The organism is Sphingobium limneticum (assembly GCF_008710165.1).
Lineage (GTDB): Bacteria > Pseudomonadota > Alphaproteobacteria > Sphingomonadales > Sphingomonadaceae > Sphingobium > Sphingobium limneticum.
In genome coordinates this window covers 229,511-255,825 of sequence record NZ_VYQA01000003.1, presented here as the reverse complement: position 1 = coordinate 255,825, position 26,315 = coordinate 229,511, and the positions used below count along the sequence as shown (strand labels likewise).

The window sequence follows — 26,315 nt, the reverse complement described above, 5'->3', positions numbered from 1 at the left end:
CTCATTCTATCGGGCCTCTTGTACCAATACTGAACGATCGCGCCAGCCCTACTGATCCGACAGGACTTCCGCTTCTTCGGCCGGGGCCTTTTCCGGGGCGGGCTTGGCGGGGGCGCTGCTGTTGCCCGCGCTGTTGTTGTCGGGCAGCGCCACGGCGGTGCCTTCGCTCTGCACGCCGTCCAGATCGGTCATGGCGTCGGTGGCGGTGCCGTCCACGACTTCCATATCCTTCATCTGCACCTTGTTGCCGCCCTCTTCCTTGCCGCCACAGGCGGCCAGCGGCAGGGTTGCCGCGATCAGGGTCAGGGTAAAGACTGTCTTCGCGCCAAAACGCATCCGGATCTCCTTATATGATGGGTGCCCGGCAATTCCCCCGCCCGGCGAAAGCCACAAACCTAACGGCCTGTGTCACATTCCTCAACCCCCGCGCCGCAGCGTTTGAGGTTGCCCAGAAAGGCGGGAAAATGCGCCTTGAGCGCGACATCGAGGGCCGCCATCGACGCGTTGCCATTGAGCGCCGCGATGCTGGTCACCGGAAATTCGCTGATGCCGCACGGCACGATGCCCCCGAAATGGGACAGGTCGGGATCGACGTTGATCGCAAAGCCGTGGAGCGTCACCCAGCGCCGCACGCGGATGCCTAATGCGCCGATCTTGGCCTCTCGCCCCTGCGGGTCGTCGGTCCAGATGCCGATCCGCCCCTCCGCGCGACGTGCCGCGATGCCCAGGTCGGCCAGGGCCGCGATCATCCACCCTTCCAGATGGTGCACGAAGTTGCGGACATCCTTCCCCCGTTCGCGCAGGTCGATGTTCAGATAGCCGATCCGCTGCCCCGGCCCATGATAGGTATATCGCCCGCCACGCCCGGCATCATGCACCGGAAAGCGCGGGTCGAGCAGTTCGGCCGGATCGGCGCTGGTCCCGGCGGTATAGAGCGGCGGATGTTCCAGCAGCCACACCCGTTCCTGCGCCGCCCCTTCATATATGGCGGTGGTCCGCGCCTCCATCTCGGTCAGCGCGGTGGGATAATCGACCAGCCCCGGATCGGCCCGCCATTCGACGGATTCGGGAAACGGCAGGGTAGGTGTATCGGAAGGAACATCGGACATGGGCACTTCCTTGACTTGGGCGGGCCGAGCGATCAAGTCTCGCGCCGCATTTCCAGCATGATAGGGCAGGCAGCATAGATATGGCGACAATGTCGATCGGCAAGGCGTGGGAGGAGGCCGTGGCCTTCGTCGCGCGCGAAGCGACCCTGCTCTTTCCGGTGGCGTTGCTGTTCGTCGCGCTGCCCGGCCTCATCCTGCAGGAAATGATGCCGCCCGAATTGCAGGCCTGGTTCGCCCAGCCCAAGCCGGACGCGATTCCGGCGATGCCGCCCGGCTTCGGGTTGGCGATGCTGCTGACCATCATCCTCATCTGGTTCGGCTCGCTCACCCTGTTCGCGCTGGCGTTGCGCCCCGGCATCAGCGTGGGGGAGGCGTTGCGCCTGAGCTTCGCGCGCCTGCCGGTGCTGATCGGCACGGCGCTGGTCGTGGTCGTCGCCGTTGCCGTCATCTTCATTGCCGCCGCGCTGGTGGGCGTGGTCGCTTCACTGGCGTCGAAGCAACTGGCCGCTGCGGCCGGCCTGCTGCTTGGTTTCGGTCTGGCGGGCATCGTCTTCTTCGCCAGCATCCGGCTCGTGCTGCTCAATCCGGTGGTGATCGACACGCGACTGGGCGTGATGGATTCGCTGCGGCAGGCATGGGCGCTGACGCGGGGCTATTTCTGGCGCCTGTTCGGCTTCCTGATCATCGTCATGCTGTTGTCCACCATCGCCGGATCGGCAGCGCAGGCGATCATCGGCTCGCTGGCGGGCCTCGCCGGCGGGGCAGATGCTGCGCGTCTGGCCGGTGGCCTGGCCGGCGCTGCGGTGTCCAGCATCGCCCAAGTCTATATGCTGGTGATGCTGGCGCGACTCTATCGGCAGGCCCAGCCGCAGGATGTGACGGACATTTTCAGCTGAACGCCTATCGCACGTCCAGCAGCGGCACATGCGGCGCCGCCTCGCGCGGGAGTATGCCGGCCAGTCGCGGATCGGCGAAGATTTCGATTTCGCGTCCATAGGGCGTGAAACCCGACCTGACGTAGAAAGCCAGCGCGGCCGGGCTGTCGAGCGTACAGGTATGGACCCAGAAACGCTCCACGCCCTTGCGCCAGGCAAGCGATTTGGCCTGTGCCATCAGCCAGCGACCCAGCCCTTTGCCATTGAGTTCCGGCACCAGCCCGAAGAAACTCAGCTCGCAATTGGGCAGCGACCGGAAATCCAGTTCCAGCAGGCCGACCTCGGTGCCCCGCGGATCGGTGACGGCATAAATCTCCACCGCCGGGTCATGCAGGATCGCCGCCAGATCCGAATCGGCCATCACCAGCCGCGAAAACCACAGCCATGGCGTGCCCACCCGGCGGAACAATGTGCGATAGGCGCCCAGGTCCGGCTGTTTCCACGGCACCAGCCGCAGCGGCGCGGGCGGGATGGGGGCGGGGCGGGGGCGTTCCAGCATCTCCAGATGCGTGACGACCGTCGCCACCATGCCCGGCTCGACCGGAATGAAGGGCATCAGCTCCAGCTCGCCATCGGCGGCAGGCTCATCAGGATCGCGTCGATATTGCCGCCGGTCTTGAGGCCGAACAGCGTGCCGCGATCATGCACCAGGTTGAATTCTGCATAGCGCCCGCGCCATTCCAGCATGGTGCGATAATCCGCCTCGCTCCACGCCTCATCCATGCGTCGCCGCACGATCGGCGGGAAGGCGTTCAGGAAAGCGTCGCCGACAGCGCGGGTGAAGGCGAAATTCGCGTCGAACGCGGCATCGTCGGCACATTCCAGATGATCGTAGAAGATGCCGCCGACGCCGCGATGCACATTGCGGTGGGGGATGAAGAAATAGTCGTCCGCCCATGCCTTGAAACGCGGATAATGGTCCGGATCATGGGCGTCGCAGGCGGCTTTGAGCACATCATGGAAATGCGCCGTATCGTCTTCGCGCGGCAAAGGCGGGTTGAGATCCGCGCCGCCGCCGAACCAGCTCTTGGTCGTCACCAGATAGCGGGTGTTCATATGGACGGCGGGCACATGCGGATTGGCCATGTGCGCGACCAGGCTGATGCCGGTGGCGAAGAAGGCGGGATTGTCGCCTGCGCCATGGATGGTCTGGGCAAAACCGGGAGCAAATTCGCCGCCCACGGTCGAGACGTTGACGCCGACCTTTTCGAACACCTTGCCCTTCATCACGCCGCGCACGCCGCCGCCACCCTCGCCGGGGGCCTGTCCTTCGGCTTCACGATCCCAGGCCGTGAAGTCGAAACACGCATCGCTGCCCGCTTCCCGCTCGATCGCTTCGAACTCGGCGCAGATCCGGTCCCGCAGCGATTCGAACCAGTTGCGCGCCGCCTGCTGCCGCGCATCGAGCGGGAAAGGCACGGTGGGCACGGGATTGCTGGCGGTCATTCGGGAAACTTTCCGGTCTGGCGAAGGGCTTCGGCGACGGCGATGCCCGTGGAAACGGCGATGTTCAAGGATCGAAAGCCGGGCGCCATCGGGATGCGGATGCGGATATCGGCCAGATCGCGCACGTCGGTCGGCACGCCGGCGCTTTCCGATCCCATCAGCAGCACGTCGTCGGGCTGGAACTGTACCTCCGGCAATTTCTGCGAGGCATGGGCGCTCATCAGTAACAGGCGGCGACCCTGCGCGCGCCGATCCGCATCGAAGGCGGCGAAATTGGCATGGCGGGTGACGTCGGCCGATTCCCCATAGTCCATCGCCGCACGTTTCAGGCGGGCGTCGGAAAAGGCGAATCCGGTGGGCATGATGATGTCGACCGGCACCTGAAAACAGGCCGCCAGGCGCAATATGGCGCCGACATTGCCGGCGATCTCCGGTTGGTAAAGGGCGATACGCATGGGTTGCGCCATAGTCGATCAAGAGCATTTGCAATAGACTAGGTGATATTGCGACTGGCAAAGCGGGCGCAGTGCGGTTATCACGCCCATCGAACCACGCCGGGGGGAGGCGGGTCGACCCTTGGTCGAGTGCCCAACGCCCTTGATAATCAGCGCCGGTAACGGCATTCCGGTGTGACAGGGAAGTCTTGCAAGGGTAGAGGTGCATGGCGAGCGTTGAACAAACAGACGGTACGGGTCCATCCGGCGAAGATGGCGTACGCCGCCGGGATTTCATCAACATCGCTGCGGTCAGCTTCGCCGGGGTCGGCGGTGTCGCCGTCGTCCTGCCGCTGATCGACCAGATGAACCCCAGCGCCGATGTGCTGGCGCTCGCGTCGACCGAAGTCGATCTCTCGGCGATCCAGCCGGGCCAGGCCATCAAGACCACGTTCCGCAGCCAGCCGCTCTTCGTGCGCCAGCTGACAGCCAAGGAAATCGCCGAAGCCGACAAGGTGGACCCCGCCACGCTGCGCGACCCGCAGACGCTGGAGGAGCGGACCGTCGACGGCAAGAAGCAGTGGCTGGTGACGATGGGCGTGTGCACCCATCTGGGCTGCGTGCCGCTGGGCGCGGGCGAGGGTGAGAATCGCGGCGAATTTGGCGGCTATTTCTGCCCCTGCCACGGCTCGTCCTACGACACGGCCGCCCGCATCCGTAAGGGGCCTGCCCCCAAGAACCTGGAAGTGCCGAAGTATAGCTTCACTTCCGACACCGCCATTCTTGTGGGTTGAGGGGGACCATCATGAGCTTTCCATGGGCTGAACAATATACCCCCAAGCATCCCGTGATGCAGTGGGTCGACGAGAAGCTGCCTTTGCCGCGCCTCGTCTACAATGCGGTCGGCGCCGGCTATCCCGTGCCGCGCAACCTCAATTATTTCTGGAACTTCGGCGTGCTGGCTGGTCTGGCGCTCGTCATCCAGATCGTCACCGGCGTCATCATGGCGATGCATTATGGCGCCAATGACCTGGTCGCCTTCGGCACCGTCGAACAGACGATGCGTGACGTGAACGCAGGCTGGCTGATGCGCTACGCCCACGCCAACGGCGCCAGCTTCTTCTTCATCGTGGTCTATCTCCACATCTTCCGCGGCTTGTACTTCGGTAGCTACAAGGCGCCGCGTGAAATGGTGTGGCTGCTCGGCCTCGTCATCTTCCTGCTGATGATGGCGACCGCCTTCATGGGCTATGTCCTGCCCTGGGGCCAGATGAGCTATTGGGGCGCGAAGGTCATCACCGGCCTGTTCGGCGCGATCCCGGTCGTGGGCGAACCGATCCAGACCTGGCTGCTGGGTGGCTTTGCCCCCGGCAACGCTTCGCTGAACCGCTTCTTCTCGCTCCACTTCCTGCTGCCCTTCGTGATTGCGGGTGTCATCATCCTGCACATCTGGGCGCTGCATATTCCGGGGTCTTCCAACCCGACCGGCGTGGAAGTGAAGGGGCCGCAGGATACCGTGCCCTTCCATCCCTATTACACGGCCAAGGACGGCTTCGGCGCTGGCGTCTTCCTGATCGCCTTCTCGATCCTGCTGTTCTTCGCACCCAATTTCTTGGGCCACCCGGACAATTATATCGAGGCGAACCCGCTTTCGACGCCCGCGCATATCGTGCCGGAATGGTATTTCTGGCCCTTCTACGCGATCCTGCGCGCCTTCACCGTGGACTTCTTCTTCATTCCCGCAAAGCTGCTGGGCGTGCTGGCGATGTTCGCGTCGATCCTGCTGCTCTTCTTCCTTCCCTGGCTGGACACGTCGCCGGTGCGTTCGGGTCGCTATCGCCCGACCTTCCGGAAATTCTGGTGGATCCTGCTCGGCGATGTGGCGGTGCTGGGCTATTGCGGTGGCGCACCTGCGGCAGAACCCTTCGTGATGATCTCGCAGATCGCGGCGGCTTATTATTTCGCCCATTTCCTGATCATCCTTCCGCTGATCGCGCGCTTTGAAAAGCCGCTGCCGCTGCCCGGTTCGATCACCGAGGCCGTGCTGGCGACATATGGCAAGACCGACGGTGAAACCGCCGCGGTCCCGGCCGAATAAGGGGTAGAGGTAACATGGTACGCTATGGTGCAATCGCCGTCGGCCTCTTCTTTTCAGGTTGGCTGTTCATATCCTTCCTCGTGGGTGGTTATTCCTACGTCACGGAACCACCGGCAGCCACGGTGGAGCATGAGTTCCACCTGGCCCCCAAGCATGTCGCCTTCTCGTTCGACGGCCCCTTCGGCAAATATGACAAGGCGCAGCTGCAGCGCGGCTTCCAGGTGTTCAAGGAAGTCTGCTCGGCCTGCCACAGCCTGAAGTTCGTGGCTTTCCGCGATCTGGAAGCGCTGGGCTATAACGAGGCCGAAGTGAAGGCGATCGCCAAGCAGTGGGCGATCAAGACCCCGTCGGTCGACCCCGCCACCGGCGAAGCATCGACCCGCGATCCGGTCCCGGCCGATCACTTCCCCAAGCCCTTCGCGAACAATGTCGCGGCGGCGGCGGCGAACAACAATGCGATCCCGCCAGACCTGTCGCTGATGACCAAGGCCCGCCATCATGGCAGCGCCTATGTCTATTCGCTGCTGACGGGCTTCCAGGACCAGCCGGCCGAACTGCTCAAGCATTTCCCGGACGCCAAAACGCCGGAGGGGCTACATTACAACCCCTATTTCGCCAACCTGAACCTTGCCATGGCGCCCCCGCTGTCGGCCGAAGGTCAGGTGACCTATGGCGACGGTACCAAGGCGAGCGTGGACCAGATGGCGCAGGACGTTTCGGCCTTCCTGACCTGGACCGCCGAACCCAAGCTGGAAAACCGCCATCGCGCGGGTCTGGCGACGATCATCTTCCTGCTGATCGCCACGGGCCTGGCCTATATGTCCTACCAGAATATCTGGGCGGACAAGAAAAAGGCCGCGGTCTGAAATCTGGCGGTCTGAGACAAAAGGCCATATTTCATGAAGAATGGGCGTGGTTCCTTGAGGGGACCGCGCCCATTCTCTATTTGTATGGATGCGTTTTCTTAACCGGCGGATGATTGGCTTCGCCGAACTGCGTTTCCATCCGCCTCGAAAACGCTCTATGGAGGCGTCATGAGCATCGACAGCCTGACGGCCCTGATCCGCACCATCCCCGATTTCCCCAAGCCGGGTATCATGTTCCGCGACGTGACCACGCTGCTGGCCGACGGTCCCGGCTTTGCCGAACTGGTCGATCGGCTGGTGAATGTCGCCCGCCCTCTGGACGTCGATCTGATCGTCGGGATCGAGGCGCGGGGCTTCATCCTGGGCGCCGCATTGGCCCATGCGCTGGGCAAGGGCTTCGTGCCGGTGCGCAAGAAGGGCAAACTGCCGGGCAAGGTGGTGGGCATCGACTATGTGCTGGAATATGGCACCGACCGGCTGGAACTGCATGAAGGGCAGGTGCCCCAGGGCGCCCGCGTCATCCTGGTCGACGATCTGATCGCCACCGGCGGCACCGCGCTCGCCGCCGCGCAGTTGTTGCGCGAGCAGGGCGCGAGCGTCCTCATGGCGCTGTTCGCGGTCGACCTGCCCGATCTGGGCGGCAAGACGGCACTGGAGGCCGACGGCGTCGCATCGCAGGCGCTGATCGTCTTCGAGGGCGAATAGGCCGGATAGGGGCGGGCGATGCCGGCGCGACAGCGATGGATCTGGAGCCTGCGGACCGCGGCACTTGGCCTAGCCATGCTGGCGACCGGTTGCGCCACGCCGCTTCCCCGCAGCGCTATGACTTGCGCGGAGGCGGCCCCGCCCATCCTCGCCGCGCCGGACCGGGAGCGGGTGACCACCACGCTGACGGTCCTCACCTATAATATCGAGGGGCTGGGTTGGCCCGCCCGCTCCGGCCGCGCGCCGTCCTTGCGCGCCATCGGCGAACGACTGGCCGCCCTGCGTACGGAGGGGCGGGCGCCCGATATCGTCCTGTTCCAGGAAATGTTCAGCGGCGCGGCCAAGCGGGCGATCGCCGCCACCGGCTATCCCGCCATCGTCACCGGCCCGCGCCGTACCACCCGTGCGGAAGGCGTGACGAAGGAATCGCTCCCCGGCCGATCGCACATCAAGCGCGGCGAGCTGGGCCTGCATTTCACCGGCAGCGGCCTTGCCATCGCCTCACGCTATCCGATCGTCCATGTCGATATGCATGCTTATGGTCGTCGCTCCTGCGCCGGGATCGACTGCCTTGCGAACAAGGGGATCATGCTGGCACGCATCGCCATTCCCGGCGTGCCGACGCCGATCGACATATACGACACGCATATGAACAGCCGTGGCGCATCCCGCGCGCCGGCGCACCGCAATCTTGCCGCCCATGATCGCCAGTCGCTCGAAGCCTCCGCCTTCATCGACCGCAGCCATGAGGACGCTTATCCGCTGATCTTCGGCGGCGATTTCAACATGCGCCATTCCGAAGATCGATGGGAGAATTTCTCCCGTTACCAGTCGCTCAACCTTGTCCATCGCGTCTGCGCCGATCCGGCATCGGGTTGCGACGTGCGCATGTCATGGGACGGCGACGAACCGTGGATGGATACGCAGGATCTGCAATTTTTCTGGCCGGGCGATACGGTGTCGGTCCACCCGATCCGTGTCGAGGCCATGTTTGACGGCGGGCCCAGCGGTCCCGAACTGTCCGACCATGACGGCTTTCTGGTGACCTATATGCTATCCTGGTCGCGCAGCGCCGCCAGGACAGGCGGCTGCTGACGGCTTAGCGCATCCGGCAGCAGATCCACGACCTGCGCCAGCCGCTCGTCGATCAGGCCCAGCAATTCCATCCATCCATGGATATGCTCCAGTTCGCCCGGCCCATCCGATACGCCACGCAGACCCATGAGCGGCACATGGAAGCGCTCGCAGGCCCGCGCCACCGCGAATGTCTCCATGTCGACCATATCCGCATCGATCGCGGCATATTCCTCGCCACCCACCACATTGGCACCGGTCGATAGCCGAACAGAGGGCAGGGCAAGCGGCGTTACCAGCGGCACATCGACCGGATGCTCGCTCAATGGCGTCACGCCCTTGGTAAAGCCCAGGCGTGATGCATCCATGTCGCGCCACGACACGCTGGCGATCTGGAAAATCTCGCCCAGCGGGCAAATGCGCGATCCGGCCGACCCCAGACTTACGACCAGATCGGGCCGTGCCTGTTGCCGCTGCAATTCCTGCAACGCCATGCCGGTGGCGAGCGCCGCCTCGATCGGTCCGACCCCGGTCAGCAATGGCGTGAAGCGTGCGCGCAGATGCGGGCCATATTCGGCGTCCACTGCCATGACGAACAGCACACGCTGCCCACCGATCATCTCGCACGCTATCGTCATTCCCGCTCCGATCCGGCGCATTGCCGGTCTGTAATGTTCAGGACACTCCCGTGACATCCGCGCAACCTATAGTCGAGCCTGTGTCTGTCTGCTGAGTTGGCCCGCTTCATGTCCGTTCTGATGTCCCTCCCCATCCGTTCTTTTGATGACGAGACGATTACCCCGGCCGATATCGTCGCCTGGGCGAAGGTCGAACGCGCCCTGTCGGCGAAGCGCGAGGCATGCCGCAAGCGGCGCAAGGGCTAAGGTAGCCACCTGTCGATCCGGTTCTGACAAGTCTGGAAAAAGAGAAAGCCCGCCGCTTCGTATGAAGCGACGGGCTTTGTCATGGTGGGCGTGGCAAGGATTGAACTTGCGACCCCTGCGATGTCAACACAGTGCTCTACCACTGAGCTACACGCCCGCCGTGGAGGGGGCCAATAACGGGGGGTGATGAATCGCGCAAGCAGGAAATTGCATAATCTCAACATTCTTCTGGACAGGGGTGGGGTCGCCCATATGCTGCCATGCAAACAGGGGGACGCCGACCATCATGCTGCCATCGCCAAATTCGCCGGTTCAGGCGACGCCACGGCTGCCTTTCTACCGTCAGCTTTATGTTCAGGTGCTGGCCGCGATCGCTCTGGGTGTGTTGATCGGCCATGTCTGGCCGGACGCCGGCAAGCAGCTGAAACCACTGGGCGAAGCCTTCATCAAGCTGGTGAAGATGGTCATCGCCCCGGTCATCTTCCTGACCATCGTCACCGGCATTGCCGGCATGAAGGAATTGGGCGCGATCGGGCGCGTCGCGGCCAAGGCATTTGCCTATTTTCTGACCTTCTCCACGCTGGCGCTGATCGTGGGTCTGATCGTCGCCAATCTCATCCAGCCGGGCGCTGGCCTCAACATCGACCCCGCCACGCTCGATGCCGGCAAGGTCGCCGACTATGCGCATCAGGCGCATGAGCGCACGCTGACCGGCTTCCTGATGAGCATCATCCCATCGACCATGGTGTCGGCGGTGGCGGACGGCAACATCCTTCAGGTGCTGTTCGTCGCCATTTTGTTCGGCATCGCGCTCACCCTGATCGGCGACAAGGCGCAGCCGCTGATGACGGTGCTCGAATCGGCCAGCCATGCCGTGTTCAAGCTGGTATCGATCCTGATGAAGGCGGCGCCGATCGGAGCCTTTGGTGCCATGGCCTTCACTATCGCGGAATATGGTGTCGGCACGCTCGCCAATCTCGCCGGGCTGGTCGCGACCTTCTACCTGACGTCGCTCTTGTTCGTGCTGGTCGTGTTGGGCACTGTCGCCTGGGCGGTGGGTTTCAACATCCTGCACCTGATCCGCTATCTGAAGGCGGAATTGCTGCTGGTGCTGGGTACATCCTCATCGGAAGCGGCGCTTCCCAGCCTGATCGAGAAGATGGAGCGGGCGGGGTGCCGCAAGTCGGTGGTCGGGCTGGTCGTGCCGACCGGCTACAGCTTCAACCTGGACGGCACCAATATCTACATGACGCTGGCGGCGCTGTTCATCGCGCAGGCGTGCAATGTCCATCTCAGCCTGGAGCAGCAAATCTTGCTGTTGCTGGTGGCGATGATCTCGTCAAAGGGCGCGGCGGGCGTCACCGGCGCGGGCTTCATCACCCTGGCGGCGACGCTGTCGATCGTGCCGTCGGTGCCGGTCGCGGGGATGACGCTGATCCTGGGCGTCGATCGCTTTATGAGTGAAGTGCGTGCGCTCACCAACTTCGTCGGCAATGCCGTGGCGACGGTGGTGGTGTCGGTGTGGGAAAAGGGGCTGGACCGCGAACGGTTCAACGCTGCGATGGCCGGCCGTCCGCTCGATCCCACGCCCGATATGCAGGAAGTGGTGCCCGATTAAGTCGGGCACCGTTCATATGGCGATCAAGGATTGTCGGTAGACGCCGGCACGCTCTCGCTGCCGAACATCCGTTCGACCTCCAGCACCAGATCGCGCAGGTGGAAGGGCTTGGACAGCACTTTCGCCTGCGGCACGGCCTTCCCGGCCTTCAACGTCACGGCGGCAAAACCGGTGATGAACATGATGCGCATGTCCGGCGCGACCGACGCGGCATGCTGCGCCAGTTCGATGCCGTCCATTTCGGGCATTACGATGTCGGTCAGCAACAAATCGAACCGATCCGATTCGATATGCGGCACGGCTTCTCGTCCAGTCCCGACCGACACGACCTCATAACCCGACCGTTCCAGCGCGCGGGCCAGATAGACCCGCATGCTCTCGTCATCTTCCGCCAATAAAATGCGAACCATTGCCCCCAACATTCCCACTCGGCCGTCCCTCGGCCCTTGGCGCCGATCCGACAGGGTGGCGCGAAGTCCGCATATATGCGACAAGGTTTAAATATTTGCCAGCCGGGTAACCTTTTTTGGCGCGCCGGTGAAAGGAGCCGCATTGGATCAGCCTGCGCCGTGTTTCCCGACGTTTAGCGAGACAGCGTTCGACCTTTATGGCCCGGCCCTTCCCGACCGGCCGATCATCCTGTCCGTGCCCCATGCCGGACGCGCCTATGATGCGGATCTGCTCTCCGCCGCTCGTGTTCAGCCGGAAATCCTGCGCCGGCTGGAGGATCGCTGGGTCGACCTGCTCGCCCATCCGCTGATCGCGCGCGGCTTTTCCGTCGTCATCGCCCGCGCGCCACGCGCCCTGATCGACCTCAACCGGCATGAGCGGGAAATCGACCCCGGCATGATCGCGGACCTGCCGCGCGATGCGACGTTGCAGAGCAGTGCCAAGCTGCGCGGTGGCCTTGGCCTGTTTCCGCGCCGCCTGCCCGGCGCGCATGAATTGTGGCGCGGCCCGATGCGCTGGGCAGAGGCGCGCCGGCGGATCGAGACGCTGCACCGGCCCTATCATGCGATGCTGGCCGACATGCTGGCCGCGGCGCGGCAGGCGCATGGCCATGCCATCCTGATCGACGTTCATTCCATGCCGCCTCTGGCGCCGCCGGCCGCCGGTCAGCCGGCCCCGAACATGGTGCTGGGCGACCGGTTCGGGCGCAGCGCATCGACCCGGCTGATGACGCTGGCGGCCGATGTGGCGACCGGCCATGGTTTGATCGTCGCGCAAAATCATCCCTATGCCGGCGACCATATGGTGGATCGCCATGGGCGGCCGGAACAGGGCATCCACGCGTTGCAGGTGGAGATCGACCGGGCGCTCTATCTGGACGTGACGCTGGACCGGCCGGGGCCGGGCATCGCGCGGATGCAGGCGGTGGTCACGCGCATGGTCGAGGCGCTGGCGGCGGAGCTACCGCGCTCCGACTATGCGCTCGCCGCCGAATAGATTTATCGCGCGTCCGTGACCAGTTGCGCGCCCGCAACGCTCAAATGGTGCGAATCGAAATAGAGCGGCCGTCCGGCTTGTTCGATGGCGCAGCGTCCGGTGGCGCATAGCGCGGCGATCGGGTCGATCAGCCGCACGCCCTTCGCCTGCCATCGCGCGAACAGGGCGCGCAGATGCACGGTCCGCGCCTCTACCCAGGTTCGATCGACGCCATGCGCCTCCGCCAGATGCCCGGCCCGCGCCAGATGGGCGAGGTGGCGCGGTACGTCGAAGGGCTGAGGTGGCACCGGGCCGATCAGCACGACCTCTCGCCCTTCCGCACGGATCGCGGCGATGGTGCGGTCCAGCTTGGCGACGAAGCCTGGATCGTCGAAATCGCCATTGGCCCAGAAGGCGGCGAGGTAGATGCGCTTGAGGCCCCGATCGGCACGGATCGCGTCGAAGGCGGCGCGGTTGGCGGCGGCGCAGCGCGGATCCTTCGCATCATAGCCCAGCACGGGCGGGCAACTCGACGTCGTGCGCTCGATCAACGACCGCCCTTGTGCGCGCGCTGCCAGCGAGAGGGCATAGGCGAGTTCGACGCCATGGCTGTCGCCCCACAGCATCGCATCGGGCGGCACGTTCGCGCCCAAGGTGCAGGGCCGGGCGCCGCGCATATAGCTGTCGTGACACTGCTTGCGTGAGGGGGCGAAATCCGTCTGCCCCGCCATCTGCGCCAACACCTGCGGCGCGAAGCGGGAGGGCCAGCCGCCCATCGCCACCAGGCCGAGCGACAACAGACAGAGCAGCGCCATGGCGCCGCCAGTGAAGCGGAAGATGGCGCGGGCCGGCATCCGCTGCGCGTCGCGGAAGGGACGCTCGACGAAGCGCCAGGACGCTGTCCCCGCCAGCAGCGCCGCGCCGATCACGATGACTCGCGTGCCGCCTGACAACGGCAGGTCGGTCGCATATTCGGTGAAGACGATCAGCGGCCAGTGCCACAGATAAAGCGAGTAGGAGATAAGGCCCACGCCCACCATCGGCCCCCAGCCAAGCAGCCGCCCAATGGCGGTACCTGGCGCTGCATGGATCAGGGCCGCCGCGCCCAGCACTGGCGCTAGGGCGGTAACGCCCGGAAAGACGGTGTTGCGATCGTAAAATATGACAGCGAGTGCGACAGCAGCAAGGCCGATCCACGCCACCAGTTCACGCAACCAGCGCGATCGCAGGGGCGGCAGGGCGCCCAGCGCCAACAGCGCGCCGGCGAACAATTCCCACGCGCGGGTCGGCAGCAGATAGAAAGTGAAGCCGCTAGTGTCGCGCTGCATCGCGATGGCGATCGCCAGTGACAGCGCCGCGATCCCCGCCACCACCATCGTGCGCCAGCGCGGCGCGAAGCGGGCGAGCAGCATCAGCAGGATCGGGAAGCCGATATAATATTGCTCCTCCACCGCCAGCGACCAGGTGTGGAGCAGGGGTTTCACATCCGCGCCGCCGGAAAAATAACCGGTGTCGGTGAAGAACCAGAGGTTGGATGCGAACAGGGTCGCGGCCAGCGCCGATTTCGGTACGCCTTCCAGATCGCCGGGCAGATAGAGAAAAGCCGCCGCCGCCAGCACCGCCAGGATCATCAGCGACAGGGCCGGCATGATCCGGCGGAAGCGGCGTTCGTAGAAACGGACGAGCGAGAAGCGCCCTTCATCCACTTCGCGGGCGATGATGCCGGTGATCAGATAGCCCGAAATGACGAAGAAGATATCGACCCCGACATAGCCGCCCGAAAAACCCGGCACATGGGCGTGGAACAGCAGCACCGGCAGGATGGCGAGCGCGCGCAGGCCGTCAATGTCGCGGCGATAGCGAATCGCGCTGGTCATATGGGGGGCGGGGCCGTGCATCGGAGCGGCTTAGCGGCCAAGCCCTGATATTTGCTTAGCGTCGCGACTCGGGAATGAATGCAGGCTGACACCCCGGACGGCAATGGATTGCGTTTCGTGCAACCATGGTTCCGCCCTTCGCATTTGCGCGGAATCGGTCGCCGAGGCAAAAAGACTGTGCCTTTCAGGCATCCTCTCCTAAAAACTTTCGGGCCGGTCTTGCGATCGGCCTTTTTTTTGTCATCGCGCTGGGCTAGAGCGGCATCGCTGTTTGGCGCGCCATAAAACAAGTTTCTGGAGAGGAGCCGCCGGTTAAGACCGGCACGGCGAGCCGAAGCAGGGGGGATCGAGCGATATGCTCTCCCCCCTTTTTTCTTTTCCGACGCTATGCCTGCATTTCTCGGCCAGCATGTGTCGCCTTCGCTTGAAACGAACGGAGGGGACGATGCCTCTCGCCACCTCCGTTTCAGATCAGGCGCTCCAGATCAGGCCGCGGCCATTTCCGCGCCATAGGCGACGACCGCCGCCACTTCCGCGCTGTCGCCCAGCACCACGCCGACCCGCTGGTGCAGGCCCTTGGCAGGCACGTCCATGATCGGGATGAAGCCGTCCGTCGCCGCGCCGCCGGCCTGTTCGATCAGGTAGCTCATCGGATTGGCTTCATACATCAGGCGCAGCTTGGCCTTGCCCGGCGTGCGGTGGTCGTAGGGATACATGAAGATGCCGCCGCGCTTCAGGATGCGATGCACGTCCGCCACCATGGAGGCGGTCCAGCGCATGTTGTAATCCTTGCCGCATGGGCCGGCGGTGCCGGACACGCGTTCCTCGACATAGCGGGCGATGGCCGGCGACCATTGGCGACGGTTCGACATGTTGATCGCAAATTCGCATTTGCCCTGCGGCATCTTCATGTCCGGATCGGTCAGCACCCAGCTGCCGACTTCGCGGTCCAGCGTGAATTCGAACACGCCCGTGCCGACGCTCAGCACCAGGATGGTCTGCGGGCCGTAGATGGCGTAGCCGGCGGCGACCTGCTGGCGACCGTCCTGCAGGAAATCCTCTTCGGTCACATCGCGGCCGGCGCAGCCGTCGGGCGCCTTCAACACCGAAAAGATGGTGCCCACGGACAGGTCGACGTCGATATTGCTGGACCCGTCGATCGGATCGAACAGCATCAGATATTCGCCCTTGGGATAGCGGTTGGGGATGGGATAGATCGTCTCCATCTCTTCCGACGCCATCGCCGCCAGATGGCCGCCCCATTCATTGGCGTCGAGCAGCAGTTCGTTGGCGATCACGTCCAGCTTCTTCTGCACTTCGCCCTGCACATTTTCGCTGTCCAGGCTGCCCAGCACTTCGCCCAGTGCGCCCTTGCCCACCGAATGGCTGATCGTCTTGCACGCGCGGGCGACGGTTTCGATCAGCAGGCGCAGCTCGCCGGGCAGGGCATTGGCCGTGCGTTGCTGCTCGATCAGGAAACGGGTCAGGGTGGTACGAGCCATGAAACGCCTTTCGTCAGATGGACGGAATGTCGCGACCGTGAAGCCGGACGGAAAAGAATAATGCCAGTCTCGCTAGGGCAGCGGCGCGGCCTAGTCCAGCGGCAGGCAATGTCATCCGTGGCTTGTTAGCGCTGTCATGTGACAAACAATGTCTGTTGGAACAGGCGGGCCGTCCCATCGTTGCGATACCGTGCCAAATGGCCCAATATGGGCGTTGGCCAAGAGGAGCGTCATGGACAGTCTGATCACCGCCTTTACCGACCCCACAGCCCTGGCCGCGCTGATCGCGCTGGTGGTGATGGAGGTCGTGCTGGGCATCGACAATCTGGTGTTCATTTCCATCCTGACGAACAAATTGCCCGAGGCGCAGCGGCCCAAAGCGCGCAAGATCGGCATCGGCCTGGCGCTGATCATGCGGCTGATCCTGCTGTCGATGATCGCATGGATCGTCGGCCTGACGCAGCCGGTCTTCAACCTGGGTTTCTCCGGCCCGCTGGACCAGCATGGCGCGCCGACGTTCGAAACCGATTTTTCCTGGCGCGACCTGATCCTGATCGCGGGCGGGCTGTTCCTGATCTGGAAGGCGACCAAGGAAATCCATCATAGCGTCGACCCGGCGCCGGCCGACGGCGTGCTGGACAAGAAGGGCGTGGCGACCATGACCTTCGGCGCGGCGATCGCGCAGATCATCGTGCTGGACATGATCTTCTCGCTCGATTCCATCCTGACGGCGGTGGGCATGACGGACAATCTGGCGGTCATGTATATCGCCGTGATCGTGGCGGTGACGGTGATGCTGATCGCGGCCGATCCGCTGGCCAATTTCATCGCCCGCAACCCGACCGTGGTGATGCTGGCGCTGGGCTTCCTGCTGATGATCGGCGCGGTGCTGATCGCCGACGGTTTCGGCGTGCATGTGCCCAAAGGCTATATCTACGCGGCCATGGCTTTCTCCACATTGGTCGAGGTGCTGAACATCTTCGCGCGCAAGGCCAAGCAGCGGGCCGGCAGGGCGTAGGTCGCGACGCGCCTGCGACGCGACAGGGGCGAAGTTCACACCGTTGTCGGCTTTTTTCGGTTCGAAGCGCTCGCGAGGCTCTCGCGAAGCGTCCCCTGCGCGACATTGATGCGACAGGTGGATCACGGGTGGGCGCCATTTTTGCCGCTGTGACGCGACGGTTGCGCGACACCTGCGCGACAGTCGGGGGACAGCCACGCGCCACGCACGCGGCGCTGATGCGACAGAGGCGCGCCGTGCGCGCGACGGCGATGGTGGGGGCGGGCGCTGATAGGGGCGGTGATCCATTTATCAGGGTGGATCAGATAAAATCCTACATTGGAAGGGTGTTGGATTTGTGGGCGCTCCTGTTACCCTCTCCCGCCTTTGCGGGAGAGGCAACGGAGACTTGGCAGCTTGCTGCCTAGTCGATGTCGGTGAGGGTCTTTCTTCTTTCTGGACAAGCATTTCCTGCCAGCAAGAAGAAAGACCCTCACCCAACCCTCTCCCGTGAAAACGGGAGAGGGCTAAGATAAGCTGCCAGTCCCCTAATCACCCATCCCTGCCTCCGCCCAAGGGCAGCCGATTGCAGCAGGCGCCATAAGATGCGAGAGGCGCCGCGATCTATCAATGCGGGAACATGACATATGCTGGCAACCATCGAACCGGGCGCAATTTTCAAGGATAATCTGGCGCAATTGCCGTCGATCGACGGGCTGGCGCGGGTCGACCTGACCGACGCGGACGGCGCGATCGTCGCCACGATCGAGAACCAGCCGGGCAAGCAGGGTTCGCTGGCGCTCTATCATTATCTGGGGCAGGCGTTCGGGGCGCTGGACGCGGCGGCGGCAGAGCATGGGCTGGCGTTGTTCGCCGAGCATGTGGCCGATGCCCGCAATCGTCCGGGGGCGCACCCCAATGTCGATCGGCTGATCGCGATCGCGCAGGGCGGCGCTGCGCTGAATATCGTGGTGGTGGCAGCGGAAGGCTGACGGGGCGTAGTAACCCTAAGCGTTCCCCGGCGCAGGCCGGGGGCCAGGTCCACGCGCTGAACTGGACCCCGGCCTGCGCCGGGGAAGGGTTTTTTTCGGCGGCTTCATGGCGTCAAAACTCATGAAGGACGCAGGGTAAAAAAAGGGCGGGATCATGCGATCCCGCCCCTTTTTGCGTCAGGCCGCGGCGCGGCGTTCCTTCAGTTCTTCGTTGAGCATTTCGGCCAGCAGGAAAGCCAGCTCCAGGCTCTGCGCCGCGTTCAGACGCGGGTCGCAATGGGTGTGGTAGCGATCGGCCAGACCTTCGTCGGTGATGGCGATGGCGCCGCCGGTGCATTCGGTCACATTCTGCCCGGTCATTTCGGCATGGATGCCGCCGGCGATGCTGCCTTCGGCCCGATGCACGGCGAAGAAGCCGCGCACTTCGGTCAGGATGCGCTCGAACGGGCGCGTCTTGTAGCCATTGGCCGCCTTGATGACGTTGCCGTGCATCGGGTCGCACGACCAGATGACCGGATGCCCTTCGCGCAACACCGCGCGCACCAGCTTGGGCAGGCCCGCCTCGATCTTGTCATGCCCATAGCGGGTGATGAGCGTGATGCGCCCGGCTTCTCGTTTCGGGTTCAAAACATCGAGCAGGCGCAGCAACGCGTCCGGCTCCAGGCTGGGGCCGCATTTCAGGCCGATCGGGTTGCCGATGCCGCGCAGATATTCGACATGGGCCGACCCTTCGAAGCGAGTGCGGTCGCCGATCCACAGCATATGCGCCGACGTGTCATACCAGTCGCCGGTCAGCGAATCCTGACGGGTCAGCGCCTGTTCGAACGGCAGCAGCAACGCTTCATGGCTGGTGTAGAAGCTGGTGCCGCCAAGCTGGGGCACCGTGTCCGCGGACAGGCCGCAGGCGCGCATGAAGTCGAGCGCCTGGCCGATCTGGTCGGCCATCGCCTCGAACTTCGTGGCCCAGGGCGAGCGGCCCATGAAATCGAGCATCCAGCCATGGACGCGATCCAGCGACGCATAGCCGCCGGTCGAGAAAGCGCGCACCAGGTTCAGCGTTGCCGCCGACTGGTTGTACGCCTGCACCATGCGCTGCGGGTTCGGCTCGCGGGCTTCGGGCGTGAAGGCGATGTCGTTGACATTGTCGCCGCGATAGCTGGGCAGTTCCACGCCGCCGATCGTCTCGGTATCGGCCGAGCGGGGCTTGGCGAACTGGCCCGCCATGCGGCCGACCTTCACCACCGGCAGCTTCGACGCGAAGGTCAGGACCACCGCCATCTGCAGCAGCACGCGGAACGTGTCGCGGATATTGTTCGGATGGAATTCGGCAAAGCTTTCCGCGCAATCGCCGCCCTGCAACAGGAAGGCGTCGCCGGTCACGACCTTTGCCAGGTCCGTCTTCAGATTCCGTGCCTCGCCCGCAAAGACGAGGGGCGGAAACTGGCCAAGCTGGGCCTCTACCGAGGCAAGCGCCTCTGCGTCCCTGTAAAAGGGCATCTGAATGCCCTTATGCTCCCGCCAGCTTTCCGGCGTCCACTTCGCCGCCACGTCGAGTCTCCTTCGCACTAGATAAAATAGGGGCCGCCCCTACGCTTTAGCGGGAGGCAAGGCAAGAATGTACCAGTTAGGCCATGGATGCGCGCAATGAATTGTCGCGATCACCCTGATCGGCTCACTCTATTTCGTGCAGGGCCAGCGCTCGTTCAAGGCCACGCTGACGAGGACCGAGGCCGGCGCCTTGCGCTGGTCGGGCCAGCGTTCGAGATAGGCGATGACGGTCTTGCGCGCATCGTCCGCGCTCATCCGGTCGGGCCAGCAGACCGGGCGCGCGCGGCCGATGAACATGTCCTTGCGGATGCCATCCACCACACCGACGATATAGGCGGTGCAGGCGAGCGCATATTCGGGCGCCTTGTTGCGGCATTTGCCGAGCAGCGTGGTGCCGGTTTCGAACATGAACGCTTGGCTCCCGACCGGGGCGGGGGATGTGGCCGCGAGGACGACGGGGAGGAGCAAGAGGCGCATGCGCCAAGACTATATCACACCCCATACAGCGCGAACGATGTTTTAGTCCTTCCGCTTCGCCGTGAAGGCGAATGTCACTGCCACTTGCGGGGCCAGGCCATTGCTGCTGTCGCCATTGCCCAGGCCAAAGGGCGCGCGGGCGATGGTGGCGCTGCCCGTTATCTTGCGGGTGGCGTCCTTGCCCGACAGGGTGAAGCGGATGCTCTGCGGCTTCGACACGCCCTTGAGCGTCAGCGTGCCGCGGGCGCGGTAGCTGTCGGGGCCGGTGGCTTCCGCGCCCTTGGCGACGAAGGTTGCGGTGGGATGGGCGGCGGTGCCGAAAAATTCGTCGCCCGGCAGCATGCCGTCCTTATAGGCGTCGCCCACGCTGGCCGAGGCCATGTCGATCGTCACCTTGATATCGGCGCTGTCGGGATGGTCGGGGTCCATGACGATGGCGGCGGTCCATTTGGCGAAGCTGCCGCTGATCGTGTCGCCATCATTGCTGACCGAAAAACCGATGCGGCCGCCGGGCTGCACGGTCCAGGCGGGGGGCGGGCCGGCGGGTTCTTCCGCAACGGCCTCGCCGGCGTTGGCGGCGGCATTGTCGGCAGGCGCGGCGACGTTGGTGGCTTCCGCCACATTGGCCTCCGGTTCGACGGCGTTGTCGGCCTCTTCTACTGCGACAGGCGCGGGGGTGGCGGATTGTGGCGCAGGCAGGATCGCGCGGCCGGCAAGGAAGCCGACGGCGATCAGCGCGGGCAGGCCGACCAGCAGGATCGGCGATCGGCCCGGTATCATCCGCCAGATCAGGCCATCGCCCATCATCACATGATGACGCAGCGCACCCGCTACATGCAGCAGGAACAGCGCGATGCCGAGCCAGGCGAGCAGGCCATGGCCGTTTTCGGCCAGCGCATGGCTCGCCGCCGGCAGCGGCAGATGGGGCAGGGGGAGGATGCCGAAGAGCAAAGTCGGCACCGTGACCTTCGCGGTCGATACCAAGGCCCAGCCGGTCAGCGGCGCGCCGAGCATGAAGGCGTAAAGGCCCACATGCACGGCCGAGGCGAGTGCGCCCTGCCAGCCGCCCTCCAGCTTCGCCGGGCGCGGCTTCCAGTAACGCACCGCGATGCGGGCGATCGTCAGCGCCAGGATCAGCATGCCGACGGACTTGTGCCACTGATAGAGGAAGAAGCCGTGCGACCCCAGATCCTCCAGCGCCCAGCCGACGGCGATCTGGAAAGCGAGCAGGGCGGCGATGGCCCAATGCAGGAAGATGGCGGCGCGGCTGTAGCGTTGCATGGTCGTTTCCCTTGGCGCGTCGCCACGGCCGATCCGATGGACCGATACGCGCGATGCCTGATCGGTTATCATATCGATCGCGAAACTAGGCGGGCGCGCGGCCCGAGTCCATTGGGCGTGCCGGAAACGCTTCGTTGCCGCATATCCGCCCTATGTGTCCAAAAGGCCGCACCAGCGTCACTTTTTGCGGGTATGATTGCATCACCCGCCATCCGGGTTAAGAGGCTAGAAACGATCATAATAAGGAATTGCAGGACATGGCCAAACCCGAATCCTGGCGTCTGAACCCGCAAGCCTATCGCTTCGTGACCAGCATCGACACGCGGTTCCAGGATCTCGACACCATGGGCCACATCAACAATGTGGCGATTTCCGGCATTTTCGAAACCGCACGCATCCGTTTCCATCATCATATGGGCCGCCATCCGCAGGAACAGGGCGTACGCTGGCTGGTGGCAAACGTGAACCTGAACTTCGTCGAGGAATCGCATTTCCCCTATCCGTTCGAAGTGCATTGCGCGATCGGCCATATCGGCCGCACCAGCTGGACGATCAGCTCGGCCGGTTTTCAGAAGGGCGTATGCGTCGCCACCTGCGACACCACGGTCGTCACCCATGGCGCCGAAGGCCGCCGGTCGATCGACGACACGCTGCGCGAAGCGATGGAACTGAACTTCCTGCGCCAGCCGGACTGACTGCCGCGCAATCCCATGCTCCGTTCGTCCTGAGTAGCCGCTGAGCTTGCCGAAGCGGCGTATCGAAGGATAGCGCACATGCTTCGATACGGGTCTTCGACGTTGCTCAGCCCCTACTCAGCACGAACGGCTGTTGTTTTTGGCGGTTGCGCGAATCTACTTTCGTCTGGCCCGCTCTCAGCGGAAACCGGCCATGCGCCGGCTCCACTGCACGGCGATGACCGCGCCCTTGACCGGCTGGATCATCGCCAGCGCCAGGATGATCGCCAGGCCGGGCCAGATCAGCGCCTGCCAGCCCAGCGGTATGGCCAGCGCGCTGTTCACCTCTATCATCAACGGCACCAAGATATGACCCAGGAGAAGGATCACGATATAGGCGGGGAAATCGTCCGCCTGATGCCCGTCCAGCGCGAGGCCGCAATGCGGGCAGGCCGATGCGGGTTTCAGGAAGCGCGCGAACATCCGTCCTTCGCCGCAGGCCGGGCAACGACCGCGCAGGCCGTGGGCGATGGCGGGGCCGACCGGGCGTTCGCCGGAACTGTCTTCGCGGGGCGTCGGATCGGTCATGACCCGTCCGCTACGGGCTTTGAAGACCCGGCGCAACGTCCCATCGCCGCCATAGCGCCTTCCGCTGATCGTAAAGTCTGTTAGGAAGCGCCATGCGCCTGCCCGGTCCTCATGAAGAATTTTGCCTGTTCGACGATGCCCGTCCGCGCGGCGCGGCGGCGCGCCTCTATCGCGATCCGGTGGAGGTCATCGCCGCGCAGACCATGGGCGATGTTCAGCCTGCGCTGGACCGACTGGCCGAGGCGCGCGAGCAGGGGCTGCATGTGGCGGGCTATATGGCCTATGAAGCGGGGCTTGCGCTGGAGGATCGGCTGGCGCCGATCGCCCATGCCCGATCCCATGCCGGGCAGGGCGGCGCGGCCGGCCCTCTGCTCTGGTTCGGCCTGTTCGAAGGGGTCAGGCTGATCCCGTCGGCCGACCTGCCCGGCCTGCTGCCCGATCCGTCGGGCGCTACGGTCGGTTCGTTGCAGCCGCTGGTCGATGAGGCCGCCTATGCCGCCGCCTTTGCCCAGGTGCAGGATTATATCCACGCCGGCGACATCTATCAGGTCAATCTGACCTTTCCCTGCGACGTCGCGCTGTCCGGCGATCCGATGGCCCTCTATGCCGCGATCCGGCCGCGCGCGGCGGCGGGCTATGGCGGCGTCATCCGCACCGGCGGGCAGTCCATCCTGTCCTTTTCGCCCGAACTCTTCTTCACCCAGGTGCGCGGCCAGCTGACCGCCCGGCCGATGAAGGGCACCGCGACCCGCGCCGCCGATCCGGCCGAGGACGAAGCGCAGATGCGCTGGCTGGAAAGCGATGCCAAGCAGCGCGCCGAAAATCTGATGATCGTCGACCTGCTGCGCAACGACCTGTCGCGCGTGTCGCAGGCCGGCAGCGTGACCGTTCCCGACCTGTTCAAGGTCGAAACCTATCCGACCGTGCATCAGCTGGTGTCGACCGTGCGCGCGCGCATCCTGCCCGGCCTGTCGCCGGTCGATGTGCTGCGCATCCTCTTCCCCTGCGGCTCCATCACCGGCGCGCCCAAGGTGCGGGCGATGGAGATTATCGACGCGGTCGAGCCGCACCCGCGCGGCGTCTATACCGGCACGATGGGCTGGATCGATCCGGAGGGCGACGCGGCGTTCAATGTTGCCATTCGCACCCTTTGCGTCAAAGAAGGCGCAGGGGTGGGGCGCCTTGGCCTTGGCTCGGGTGTCGTCGCGGATTCCGACTGCGCGTCGGAATGGGCGGAGTGTCTGGCCAAGGGGCGGTTCCTTTCACTCCTATGATCTTTGGGGCGCTTGACTTTTGGCGCTGTGGGGCTTGAGAAGTTTCAATGGCATTGGCTGACGGACGGTTCGACCTGTTGGAAACCATGGCTTTCGATCCACTCGAAGGCATCAGGTTGCTGGACCTGCATCTTGAACGGATCAAGGCGAGCGCCGACGCGCTCGGCTTTCAGTTCGATCGCCATGATGTGCGCAACGAATTGCAGGCGGCGACCTTCCGCCTGCGCGAACGCAGCCGGGTGCGGCTGATGGCGTCGCGCGGCGGATCGCTGGCGATCGAGGTGCGCGATCATCGGACTTGGCCCGACGCGATCATGAGGGTCGCCGCCGTGCCGCGTCATGCGCCGGCCGATGACCAGCGCCTGCTGCACAAGACCAGCGACCGCAGCCTCTACAAGGATGCGCTGAAACGAGGCGGCACTTATGAGGTCGTGCTGATCGACGCGGCCGGCTATCTCACCGAAGGCTGCTTTTCCTCCATCTTCGTGGAGCGTGGCGACAAGCTGGTGACGCCGCCGCTGTCGCGCGGCTTGCTGCCGGGTATATTGCGCCGCAGCCTGATCGAGATGGGCGAAGCGGTCGAGGGCGACCTGCGCGTCCATGATCTGGAGCGCGGCTTCTTCATCGGCAACGCCTCGCGCGGCATGGTCGCGGCGACATTGCAGCACTGATTGGGGCGCGATAGCCACACTATCCTGCCGTAAAGCCAATAAGCGGCCAGTGGCCGGTTGCCGGATCGTCCGTTGCGCACTAAGGCGCTCCGCGTCCGCCTTATTGCGGGCCTCGGGGATTCTTTCGAAAGATTATTACCATGAGCCAGACTTCCGCTGCCCTCGGTCGCATCCAGCCGTCCGCCACGCTCGCCATGAGCGCCCGCGTGAACGCGCTCAAAGCCGAAGGTGTGGACGTTATTGGCCTGTCCGCCGGTGAGCCCGATTTCGATACGCCCGATTTCGTGAAGGAAGCGGGGATCGAGGCCATTCGCAAGAACCTGACCCGCTATACCGACGTGGACGGCACTGCCGACGTCAAAGATGCCGTCGCCTTCAAATTCAAGCGCGACAATGGCCTGATCTACAAGCGCAGCCAGATCAGCGTCAATTCGGGCGGCAAGCACACCTTGTTCAACGCGCTGGTCGCGACCGTCGATGCGGGCGATGAAGTCATCATCCCGGCGCCTTACTGGGTCAGCTATCCCGACATCGTGAATTTCGCGGGCGGCAAGCCGGTCTTCATCGAAGGCCCCGCGTCGCAGGGTTACAAGATCACCGCCGCCCAGCTGGAAGCCGCGATCACGCCGCGCACCAAGTGGGTGATGCTGAACTCGCCGTCCAACCCGTCGGGCGCGGCCTATTCGGCCGATGAGCTGAAAGCGCTGGCCGATGTGCTGCTGCGCCACCCGCATGTGCTGGTGATGACCGACGATATGTATGAGCATGTCTGGTACGCCTCCACCCCCTTCGCCACCATCGCACAGGTGTGCCCGGAACTGTATGACCGCACGCTGACGGTCAATGGCTGTTCCAAGGCCTTTTCCATGACCGGCTGGCGCATCGGTTTTGCCGGTGGTCCCGAATGGATCATCAAGGCGATGAGCAAGCTGCAATCGCAGTCGACCAGCAACCCCTGCTCGATCAGCCAGGCCGCCGCCGTCGCCGCGCTGACCGGCCCGCAGGATTTTCTGGAAGAGCGCAACAGCGTGTTCAAGAAGCGCCGCGACATGGTCGTCGCCATGCTGAACGACGCGCCGGGCCTGGACTGCCCGACGCCCGAAGGCGCCTTCTACGTCTATCCCGACGCCAGCGGCGTGATCGGCAAGACCACGCCCAAGGGCGTGCTGATCGACAGTGACGAAACGCTGATCGGTTACTTCCTGGACGAAGCCAAGGTCGCGGCCGTGCATGGCGCCGCCTTCGGCCTGTCGCCGGCCTTCCGCATCAGCTACGCGACCTCGGACGAGGTGCTGAAAAAGGCCTGCACGCGGATTCAGGAAGCCTGCGCCGCGCTGAAATAAGCGTCTGCCACTTCGCATCTGCGACACGGGAAGGACCGGCGTGAAAGCGCCGGTTTTTTTCCGATATGTCATAAAATGGAAACGGTGTTTTTCGCGCCGCACCGTCTTGCGATTGACGCGGCATGGCTTATATGCCCGTTGCATAGAGAAACTGATTAAAAGGCTGCATCCGTTCGTCGTTCTATCGCTGGCATTGGTCGAAACCCGCTCAAGGGCAGGTGGCCGTTCAGTCAGGGGCAAGACGCATGGAGCTAGTCGGCAGGTCGAGAAGGCCTGAAAGATATATGAGAAAGGCGTCTGCCATGTTGGCATTCCTGAAGTCCGACCTGTTCCTGCGCTTCCTGGGCGGGTTCGCCATTGGCGCAGTGGGCATGTTCATGCTCCAGCCGAAGGATTCTCCGGTGCTCGGGTCGACCGCCATCGCGGCGACCTCGACCAGCGCTGCCGGCAACGGCCAGGCGCTCTGATCGCGCGGCGCTGAATATCCGGGCGGCGAT

Annotated in this window: 29 protein-coding genes and 1 tRNA gene; 16 read left to right on the top strand and 14 right to left on the bottom strand. The window is 64.2% G+C overall.

Going from position 1 to position 26,315, the window contains the following annotated elements; all coding sequences use genetic code 11:
• Nucleotides 1–48 precede the first annotated feature (48 nt).
• Nucleotides 49–336 carry a hypothetical protein gene (locus F4U95_RS05890; RefSeq protein ID WP_150424946.1) on the bottom strand — a complete coding sequence of 96 codons (288 nt, stop codon included), beginning with the start codon at nt 334–336 and terminating at the stop codon, nt 49–51.
• A gap of 59 nt (nt 337–395) precedes the next feature.
• A complete protein-coding gene (gene lipB, locus F4U95_RS05885; protein WP_150424945.1) occupies nt 396–1,109 on the bottom strand; it encodes a lipoyl(octanoyl) transferase LipB in 714 nt (237 codons plus the stop codon).
• A gap of 80 nt (nt 1,110–1,189) precedes the next feature.
• Here lipB and F4U95_RS05880 point away from each other — a divergent pair, with 80 nt between their 5' ends.
• The gene (locus F4U95_RS05880; RefSeq protein WP_150424944.1) at nt 1,190–2,005 is read left to right on the top strand and encodes a DUF7847 domain-containing protein; all 816 of its coding nucleotides are present in this window, start codon (nt 1,190–1,192) and stop codon (nt 2,003–2,005) included.
• A 4-nt stretch (nt 2,006–2,009) separates the two neighbouring features.
• Here the strand turns inward: F4U95_RS05880 and F4U95_RS05875 are convergent, their stop codons facing one another.
• The 3 genes from F4U95_RS05875 to F4U95_RS05865 are packed head-to-tail and all read right to left on the bottom strand — an operon-like array spanning nt 2,010 to nt 3,957.
• Nucleotides 2,010–2,600 (bottom strand): GNAT family N-acetyltransferase, encoded by a 591-nt coding sequence (locus tag F4U95_RS05875; RefSeq protein ID WP_150424943.1) that lies wholly within the window; start codon nt 2,598–2,600, stop codon nt 2,010–2,012.
• Nucleotides 2,600–3,490: an oxygen-dependent coproporphyrinogen oxidase gene (gene hemF / locus F4U95_RS05870; protein WP_150424942.1), complete on the bottom strand. Its 891-nt coding sequence runs from the start codon at nt 3,488–3,490 to the stop codon at nt 2,600–2,602. Before hemF ends, F4U95_RS05875 begins: the two co-directional genes overlap by 1 nt.
• Nucleotides 3,487–3,957, bottom strand: a complete 471-nt coding sequence (locus F4U95_RS05865) for a tRNA (cytidine(34)-2'-O)-methyltransferase (protein WP_120251878.1) — start codon at nt 3,955–3,957, stop codon at nt 3,487–3,489. The genes hemF and F4U95_RS05865 overlap by 4 nt, the downstream gene beginning before the upstream one ends.
• Before the next feature lie 194 nt (nt 3,958–4,151).
• On the opposite strand from F4U95_RS05865, the gene petA reads away from it, so the two are divergent.
• From petA to F4U95_RS05840, 5 genes are all read left to right on the top strand, one after another.
• On the top strand, nt 4,152–4,718 hold the full coding sequence (gene petA / locus F4U95_RS05860; RefSeq protein WP_120251879.1) for a ubiquinol-cytochrome c reductase iron-sulfur subunit: 567 nt from the start codon (nt 4,152–4,154) through the stop codon (nt 4,716–4,718).
• An 11-nt stretch (nt 4,719–4,729) separates the two neighbouring features.
• Complete coding sequence (locus tag F4U95_RS05855; RefSeq protein WP_150424941.1) at nt 4,730–6,022, top strand: cytochrome b; 1,293 nt, start codon at nt 4,730–4,732, stop codon at nt 6,020–6,022.
• Between the two features lie 14 nt (nt 6,023–6,036).
• Nucleotides 6,037–6,888 (top strand): cytochrome c1, encoded by an 852-nt coding sequence (locus tag F4U95_RS05850; RefSeq protein WP_150424940.1) that lies wholly within the window; start codon nt 6,037–6,039, stop codon nt 6,886–6,888.
• A gap of 168 nt (nt 6,889–7,056) precedes the next feature.
• A complete protein-coding gene (locus tag F4U95_RS05845) occupies nt 7,057–7,593 on the top strand; it encodes an adenine phosphoribosyltransferase (RefSeq protein ID WP_150424939.1) in 537 nt (178 codons plus the stop codon).
• 18 nt (nt 7,594–7,611) lie between these two features.
• A complete protein-coding gene (locus tag F4U95_RS05840) occupies nt 7,612–8,688 on the top strand; it encodes an endonuclease/exonuclease/phosphatase family protein (RefSeq protein WP_150424938.1) in 1,077 nt (358 codons plus the stop codon).
• Here the strand turns inward: F4U95_RS05840 and F4U95_RS05835 are convergent.
• Nucleotides 8,640–9,305: a 5'-methylthioadenosine/S-adenosylhomocysteine nucleosidase gene (locus tag F4U95_RS05835; RefSeq protein ID WP_150424937.1), complete on the bottom strand. Its 666-nt coding sequence runs from the start codon at nt 9,303–9,305 to the stop codon at nt 8,640–8,642. The two genes, F4U95_RS05840 and F4U95_RS05835, sit on opposite strands and share 49 nt — an antisense overlap.
• Nucleotides 9,306–9,413: 108 nt before the next feature.
• Between F4U95_RS05835 and F4U95_RS24560 the strand changes: the two genes are divergently transcribed.
• Entirely contained in the window at nt 9,414–9,551 is a 138-nt protein-coding gene (locus F4U95_RS24560; RefSeq protein WP_161600373.1) for a hypothetical protein, read from the top strand.
• A gap of 82 nt (nt 9,552–9,633) precedes the next feature.
• Here F4U95_RS24560 and F4U95_RS05830 read toward each other — a convergent pair.
• Nucleotides 9,634–9,708: transfer RNA gene (locus F4U95_RS05830), tRNA-Val, on the bottom strand.
• 129 nt (nt 9,709–9,837) lie between these two features.
• Between F4U95_RS05830 and F4U95_RS05825 the strand changes: the two genes are divergently transcribed.
• Nucleotides 9,838–11,169: a dicarboxylate/amino acid:cation symporter gene (locus tag F4U95_RS05825; RefSeq protein ID WP_150424936.1), complete on the top strand. Its 1,332-nt coding sequence runs from the start codon at nt 9,838–9,840 to the stop codon at nt 11,167–11,169.
• Nucleotides 11,170–11,192: 23 nt separating this feature from the next.
• Here the strand turns inward: F4U95_RS05825 and cpdR are convergent, their stop codons facing one another.
• Nucleotides 11,193–11,579, bottom strand: a complete 387-nt coding sequence (cpdR, locus tag F4U95_RS05820; RefSeq protein WP_120251886.1) for a cell cycle two-component system response regulator CpdR — start codon at nt 11,577–11,579, stop codon at nt 11,193–11,195.
• Nucleotides 11,580–11,721: 142 nt separating this feature from the next.
• Between cpdR and F4U95_RS05815 the strand changes: the two genes are divergently transcribed.
• The gene (locus F4U95_RS05815) at nt 11,722–12,615 is read left to right on the top strand and encodes an N-formylglutamate amidohydrolase (RefSeq protein ID WP_150424935.1); all 894 of its coding nucleotides are present in this window, start codon (nt 11,722–11,724) and stop codon (nt 12,613–12,615) included.
• A gap of 2 nt (nt 12,616–12,617) precedes the next feature.
• Here the strand turns inward: F4U95_RS05815 and F4U95_RS05810 are convergent, their stop codons facing one another.
• Nucleotides 12,618–14,471 carry an acyltransferase family protein gene (locus F4U95_RS05810; RefSeq protein WP_150424934.1) on the bottom strand — a complete coding sequence of 618 codons (1,854 nt, stop codon included), beginning with the start codon at nt 14,469–14,471 and terminating at the stop codon, nt 12,618–12,620.
• Nucleotides 14,472–14,956: 485 nt separating this feature from the next.
• A complete protein-coding gene (locus F4U95_RS05805) occupies nt 14,957–15,973 on the bottom strand; it encodes a class 1 fructose-bisphosphatase (protein WP_150424933.1) in 1,017 nt (338 codons plus the stop codon).
• A gap of 232 nt (nt 15,974–16,205) precedes the next feature.
• Here F4U95_RS05805 and F4U95_RS05800 point away from each other — a divergent pair, with 232 nt between their 5' ends.
• Nucleotides 16,206–16,991, top strand: coding sequence for a TerC family protein (locus F4U95_RS05800; RefSeq protein WP_150424932.1), 786 nt, complete (start codon nt 16,206–16,208; stop codon nt 16,989–16,991).
• A gap of 626 nt (nt 16,992–17,617) precedes the next feature.
• Nucleotides 17,618–17,962, top strand: a complete 345-nt coding sequence (locus F4U95_RS05795; protein ID WP_150424931.1) for a DUF2322 family protein — start codon at nt 17,618–17,620, stop codon at nt 17,960–17,962.
• Between the two features lie 177 nt (nt 17,963–18,139).
• Here the strand turns inward: F4U95_RS05795 and F4U95_RS05790 are convergent, their stop codons facing one another.
• The 3 genes from F4U95_RS05790 to F4U95_RS05780 form a co-directional block, all read right to left on the bottom strand.
• A complete protein-coding gene (locus tag F4U95_RS05790; RefSeq protein WP_150424930.1) occupies nt 18,140–19,510 on the bottom strand; it encodes a class II 3-deoxy-7-phosphoheptulonate synthase in 1,371 nt (456 codons plus the stop codon).
• A 129-nt stretch (nt 19,511–19,639) separates the two neighbouring features.
• Nucleotides 19,640–19,987 carry a Rap1a/Tai family immunity protein gene (locus F4U95_RS05785; protein WP_150424929.1) on the bottom strand — a complete coding sequence of 116 codons (348 nt, stop codon included), beginning with the start codon at nt 19,985–19,987 and terminating at the stop codon, nt 19,640–19,642.
• A gap of 42 nt (nt 19,988–20,029) precedes the next feature.
• Nucleotides 20,030–21,268: a YceI family protein gene (locus F4U95_RS05780; protein ID WP_150425042.1), complete on the bottom strand. Its 1,239-nt coding sequence runs from the start codon at nt 21,266–21,268 to the stop codon at nt 20,030–20,032.
• A gap of 257 nt (nt 21,269–21,525) precedes the next feature.
• Between F4U95_RS05780 and F4U95_RS05775 the strand changes: the two genes are divergently transcribed.
• Nucleotides 21,526–21,963 carry an acyl-CoA thioesterase gene (locus tag F4U95_RS05775; RefSeq protein ID WP_120251895.1) on the top strand — a complete coding sequence of 146 codons (438 nt, stop codon included), beginning with the start codon at nt 21,526–21,528 and terminating at the stop codon, nt 21,961–21,963.
• Between the two features lie 177 nt (nt 21,964–22,140).
• Here F4U95_RS05775 and F4U95_RS05770 read toward each other — a convergent pair whose 3' ends face one another.
• Entirely contained in the window at nt 22,141–22,530 is a 390-nt protein-coding gene (locus F4U95_RS05770) for a DUF983 domain-containing protein (protein ID WP_120251896.1), read from the bottom strand.
• Between the two features lie 92 nt (nt 22,531–22,622).
• Here F4U95_RS05770 and pabB point away from each other — a divergent pair, with 92 nt between their 5' ends.
• The 4 genes from pabB (at nt 22,623) to F4U95_RS24750 (ending at nt 26,285) form a co-directional block, all read left to right on the top strand.
• A complete protein-coding gene (gene pabB / locus F4U95_RS05765; protein ID WP_150424928.1) occupies nt 22,623–23,804 on the top strand; it encodes an aminodeoxychorismate synthase component I in 1,182 nt (393 codons plus the stop codon).
• Nucleotides 23,805–23,851: 47 nt separating this feature from the next.
• Entirely contained in the window at nt 23,852–24,475 is a 624-nt protein-coding gene (locus F4U95_RS05760; protein ID WP_150424927.1) for an aminotransferase class IV, read from the top strand.
• A gap of 140 nt (nt 24,476–24,615) precedes the next feature.
• Nucleotides 24,616–25,818, top strand: a complete 1,203-nt coding sequence (locus F4U95_RS05755) for a pyridoxal phosphate-dependent aminotransferase (RefSeq protein WP_150424926.1) — start codon at nt 24,616–24,618, stop codon at nt 25,816–25,818.
• Nucleotides 25,819–26,120: 302 nt separating this feature from the next.
• Complete coding sequence (locus F4U95_RS24750) at nt 26,121–26,285, top strand: hypothetical protein (RefSeq protein ID WP_170267471.1); 165 nt, start codon at nt 26,121–26,123, stop codon at nt 26,283–26,285.
• Nucleotides 26,286–26,315: the final 30 nt, after the last annotated feature.

Bases quoted from the DNA above. Each gene is read 5' to 3' on its own strand.
- petA (WP_120251879.1), top strand. From the start codon at position 4,152: ATGGCGAGCGTTGAACAAACAGACGGTACGGGTCCATCCGGCGAAGAT.
- F4U95_RS24560 (WP_161600373.1), top strand. From the start codon at position 9,414: ATGTCCGTTCTGATGTCCCTCCCCATCCGTTCTTTTGATGACGAGACG.
- F4U95_RS05810 (WP_150424934.1), bottom strand. From the start codon at position 14,471: ATGACCAGCGCGATTCGCTATCGCCGCGACATTGACGGCCTGCGCGCG.
- F4U95_RS05760 (WP_150424927.1), top strand. From the start codon at position 23,852: ATGGCATTGGCTGACGGACGGTTCGACCTGTTGGAAACCATGGCTTTC.
- F4U95_RS05850 (WP_150424940.1), top strand. From the start codon at position 6,037: ATGGTACGCTATGGTGCAATCGCCGTCGGCCTCTTCTTTTCAGGTTGG.
- F4U95_RS05785 (WP_150424929.1), bottom strand. From the start codon at position 19,987: ATGCGCCTCTTGCTCCTCCCCGTCGTCCTCGCGGCCACATCCCCCGCC.
- hemF (WP_150424942.1), bottom strand. From the start codon at position 3,490: ATGACCGCCAGCAATCCCGTGCCCACCGTGCCTTTCCCGCTCGATGCG.
- F4U95_RS05845 (WP_150424939.1), top strand. From the start codon at position 7,057: ATGAGCATCGACAGCCTGACGGCCCTGATCCGCACCATCCCCGATTTC.
- F4U95_RS05855 (WP_150424941.1), top strand. From the start codon at position 4,730: ATGAGCTTTCCATGGGCTGAACAATATACCCCCAAGCATCCCGTGATG.
- F4U95_RS05880 (WP_150424944.1), top strand. From the start codon at position 1,190: ATGGCGACAATGTCGATCGGCAAGGCGTGGGAGGAGGCCGTGGCCTTC.
- F4U95_RS05800 (WP_150424932.1), top strand. From the start codon at position 16,206: ATGGACAGTCTGATCACCGCCTTTACCGACCCCACAGCCCTGGCCGCG.
- F4U95_RS05805 (WP_150424933.1), bottom strand. From the start codon at position 15,973: ATGGCTCGTACCACCCTGACCCGTTTCCTGATCGAGCAGCAACGCACG.
- F4U95_RS24750 (WP_170267471.1), top strand. From the start codon at position 26,121: ATGTTGGCATTCCTGAAGTCCGACCTGTTCCTGCGCTTCCTGGGCGGG.
- F4U95_RS05755 (WP_150424926.1), top strand. From the start codon at position 24,616: ATGAGCCAGACTTCCGCTGCCCTCGGTCGCATCCAGCCGTCCGCCACG.
- F4U95_RS05825 (WP_150424936.1), top strand. From the start codon at position 9,838: ATGCTGCCATCGCCAAATTCGCCGGTTCAGGCGACGCCACGGCTGCCT.
- lipB (WP_150424945.1), bottom strand. From the start codon at position 1,109: ATGTCCGATGTTCCTTCCGATACACCTACCCTGCCGTTTCCCGAATCC.
- pabB (WP_150424928.1), top strand. From the start codon at position 22,623: ATGCGCCTGCCCGGTCCTCATGAAGAATTTTGCCTGTTCGACGATGCC.
- cpdR (WP_120251886.1), bottom strand. From the start codon at position 11,579: ATGGTTCGCATTTTATTGGCGGAAGATGACGAGAGCATGCGGGTCTAT.
- F4U95_RS05775 (WP_120251895.1), top strand. From the start codon at position 21,526: ATGGCCAAACCCGAATCCTGGCGTCTGAACCCGCAAGCCTATCGCTTC.
- F4U95_RS05840 (WP_150424938.1), top strand. From the start codon at position 7,612: ATGCCGGCGCGACAGCGATGGATCTGGAGCCTGCGGACCGCGGCACTT.
- F4U95_RS05780 (WP_150425042.1), bottom strand. From the start codon at position 21,268: ATGCAACGCTACAGCCGCGCCGCCATCTTCCTGCATTGGGCCATCGCC.
- F4U95_RS05875 (WP_150424943.1), bottom strand. From the start codon at position 2,600: ATGCCCTTCATTCCGGTCGAGCCGGGCATGGTGGCGACGGTCGTCACG.
- F4U95_RS05770 (WP_120251896.1), bottom strand. From the start codon at position 22,530: ATGACCGATCCGACGCCCCGCGAAGACAGTTCCGGCGAACGCCCGGTC.
- F4U95_RS05835 (WP_150424937.1), bottom strand. From the start codon at position 9,305: ATGACGATAGCGTGCGAGATGATCGGTGGGCAGCGTGTGCTGTTCGTC.
- F4U95_RS05795 (WP_150424931.1), top strand. From the start codon at position 17,618: ATGCTGGCAACCATCGAACCGGGCGCAATTTTCAAGGATAATCTGGCG.
- F4U95_RS05890 (WP_150424946.1), bottom strand. From the start codon at position 336: ATGCGTTTTGGCGCGAAGACAGTCTTTACCCTGACCCTGATCGCGGCA.
- F4U95_RS05865 (WP_120251878.1), bottom strand. From the start codon at position 3,957: ATGGCGCAACCCATGCGTATCGCCCTTTACCAACCGGAGATCGCCGGC.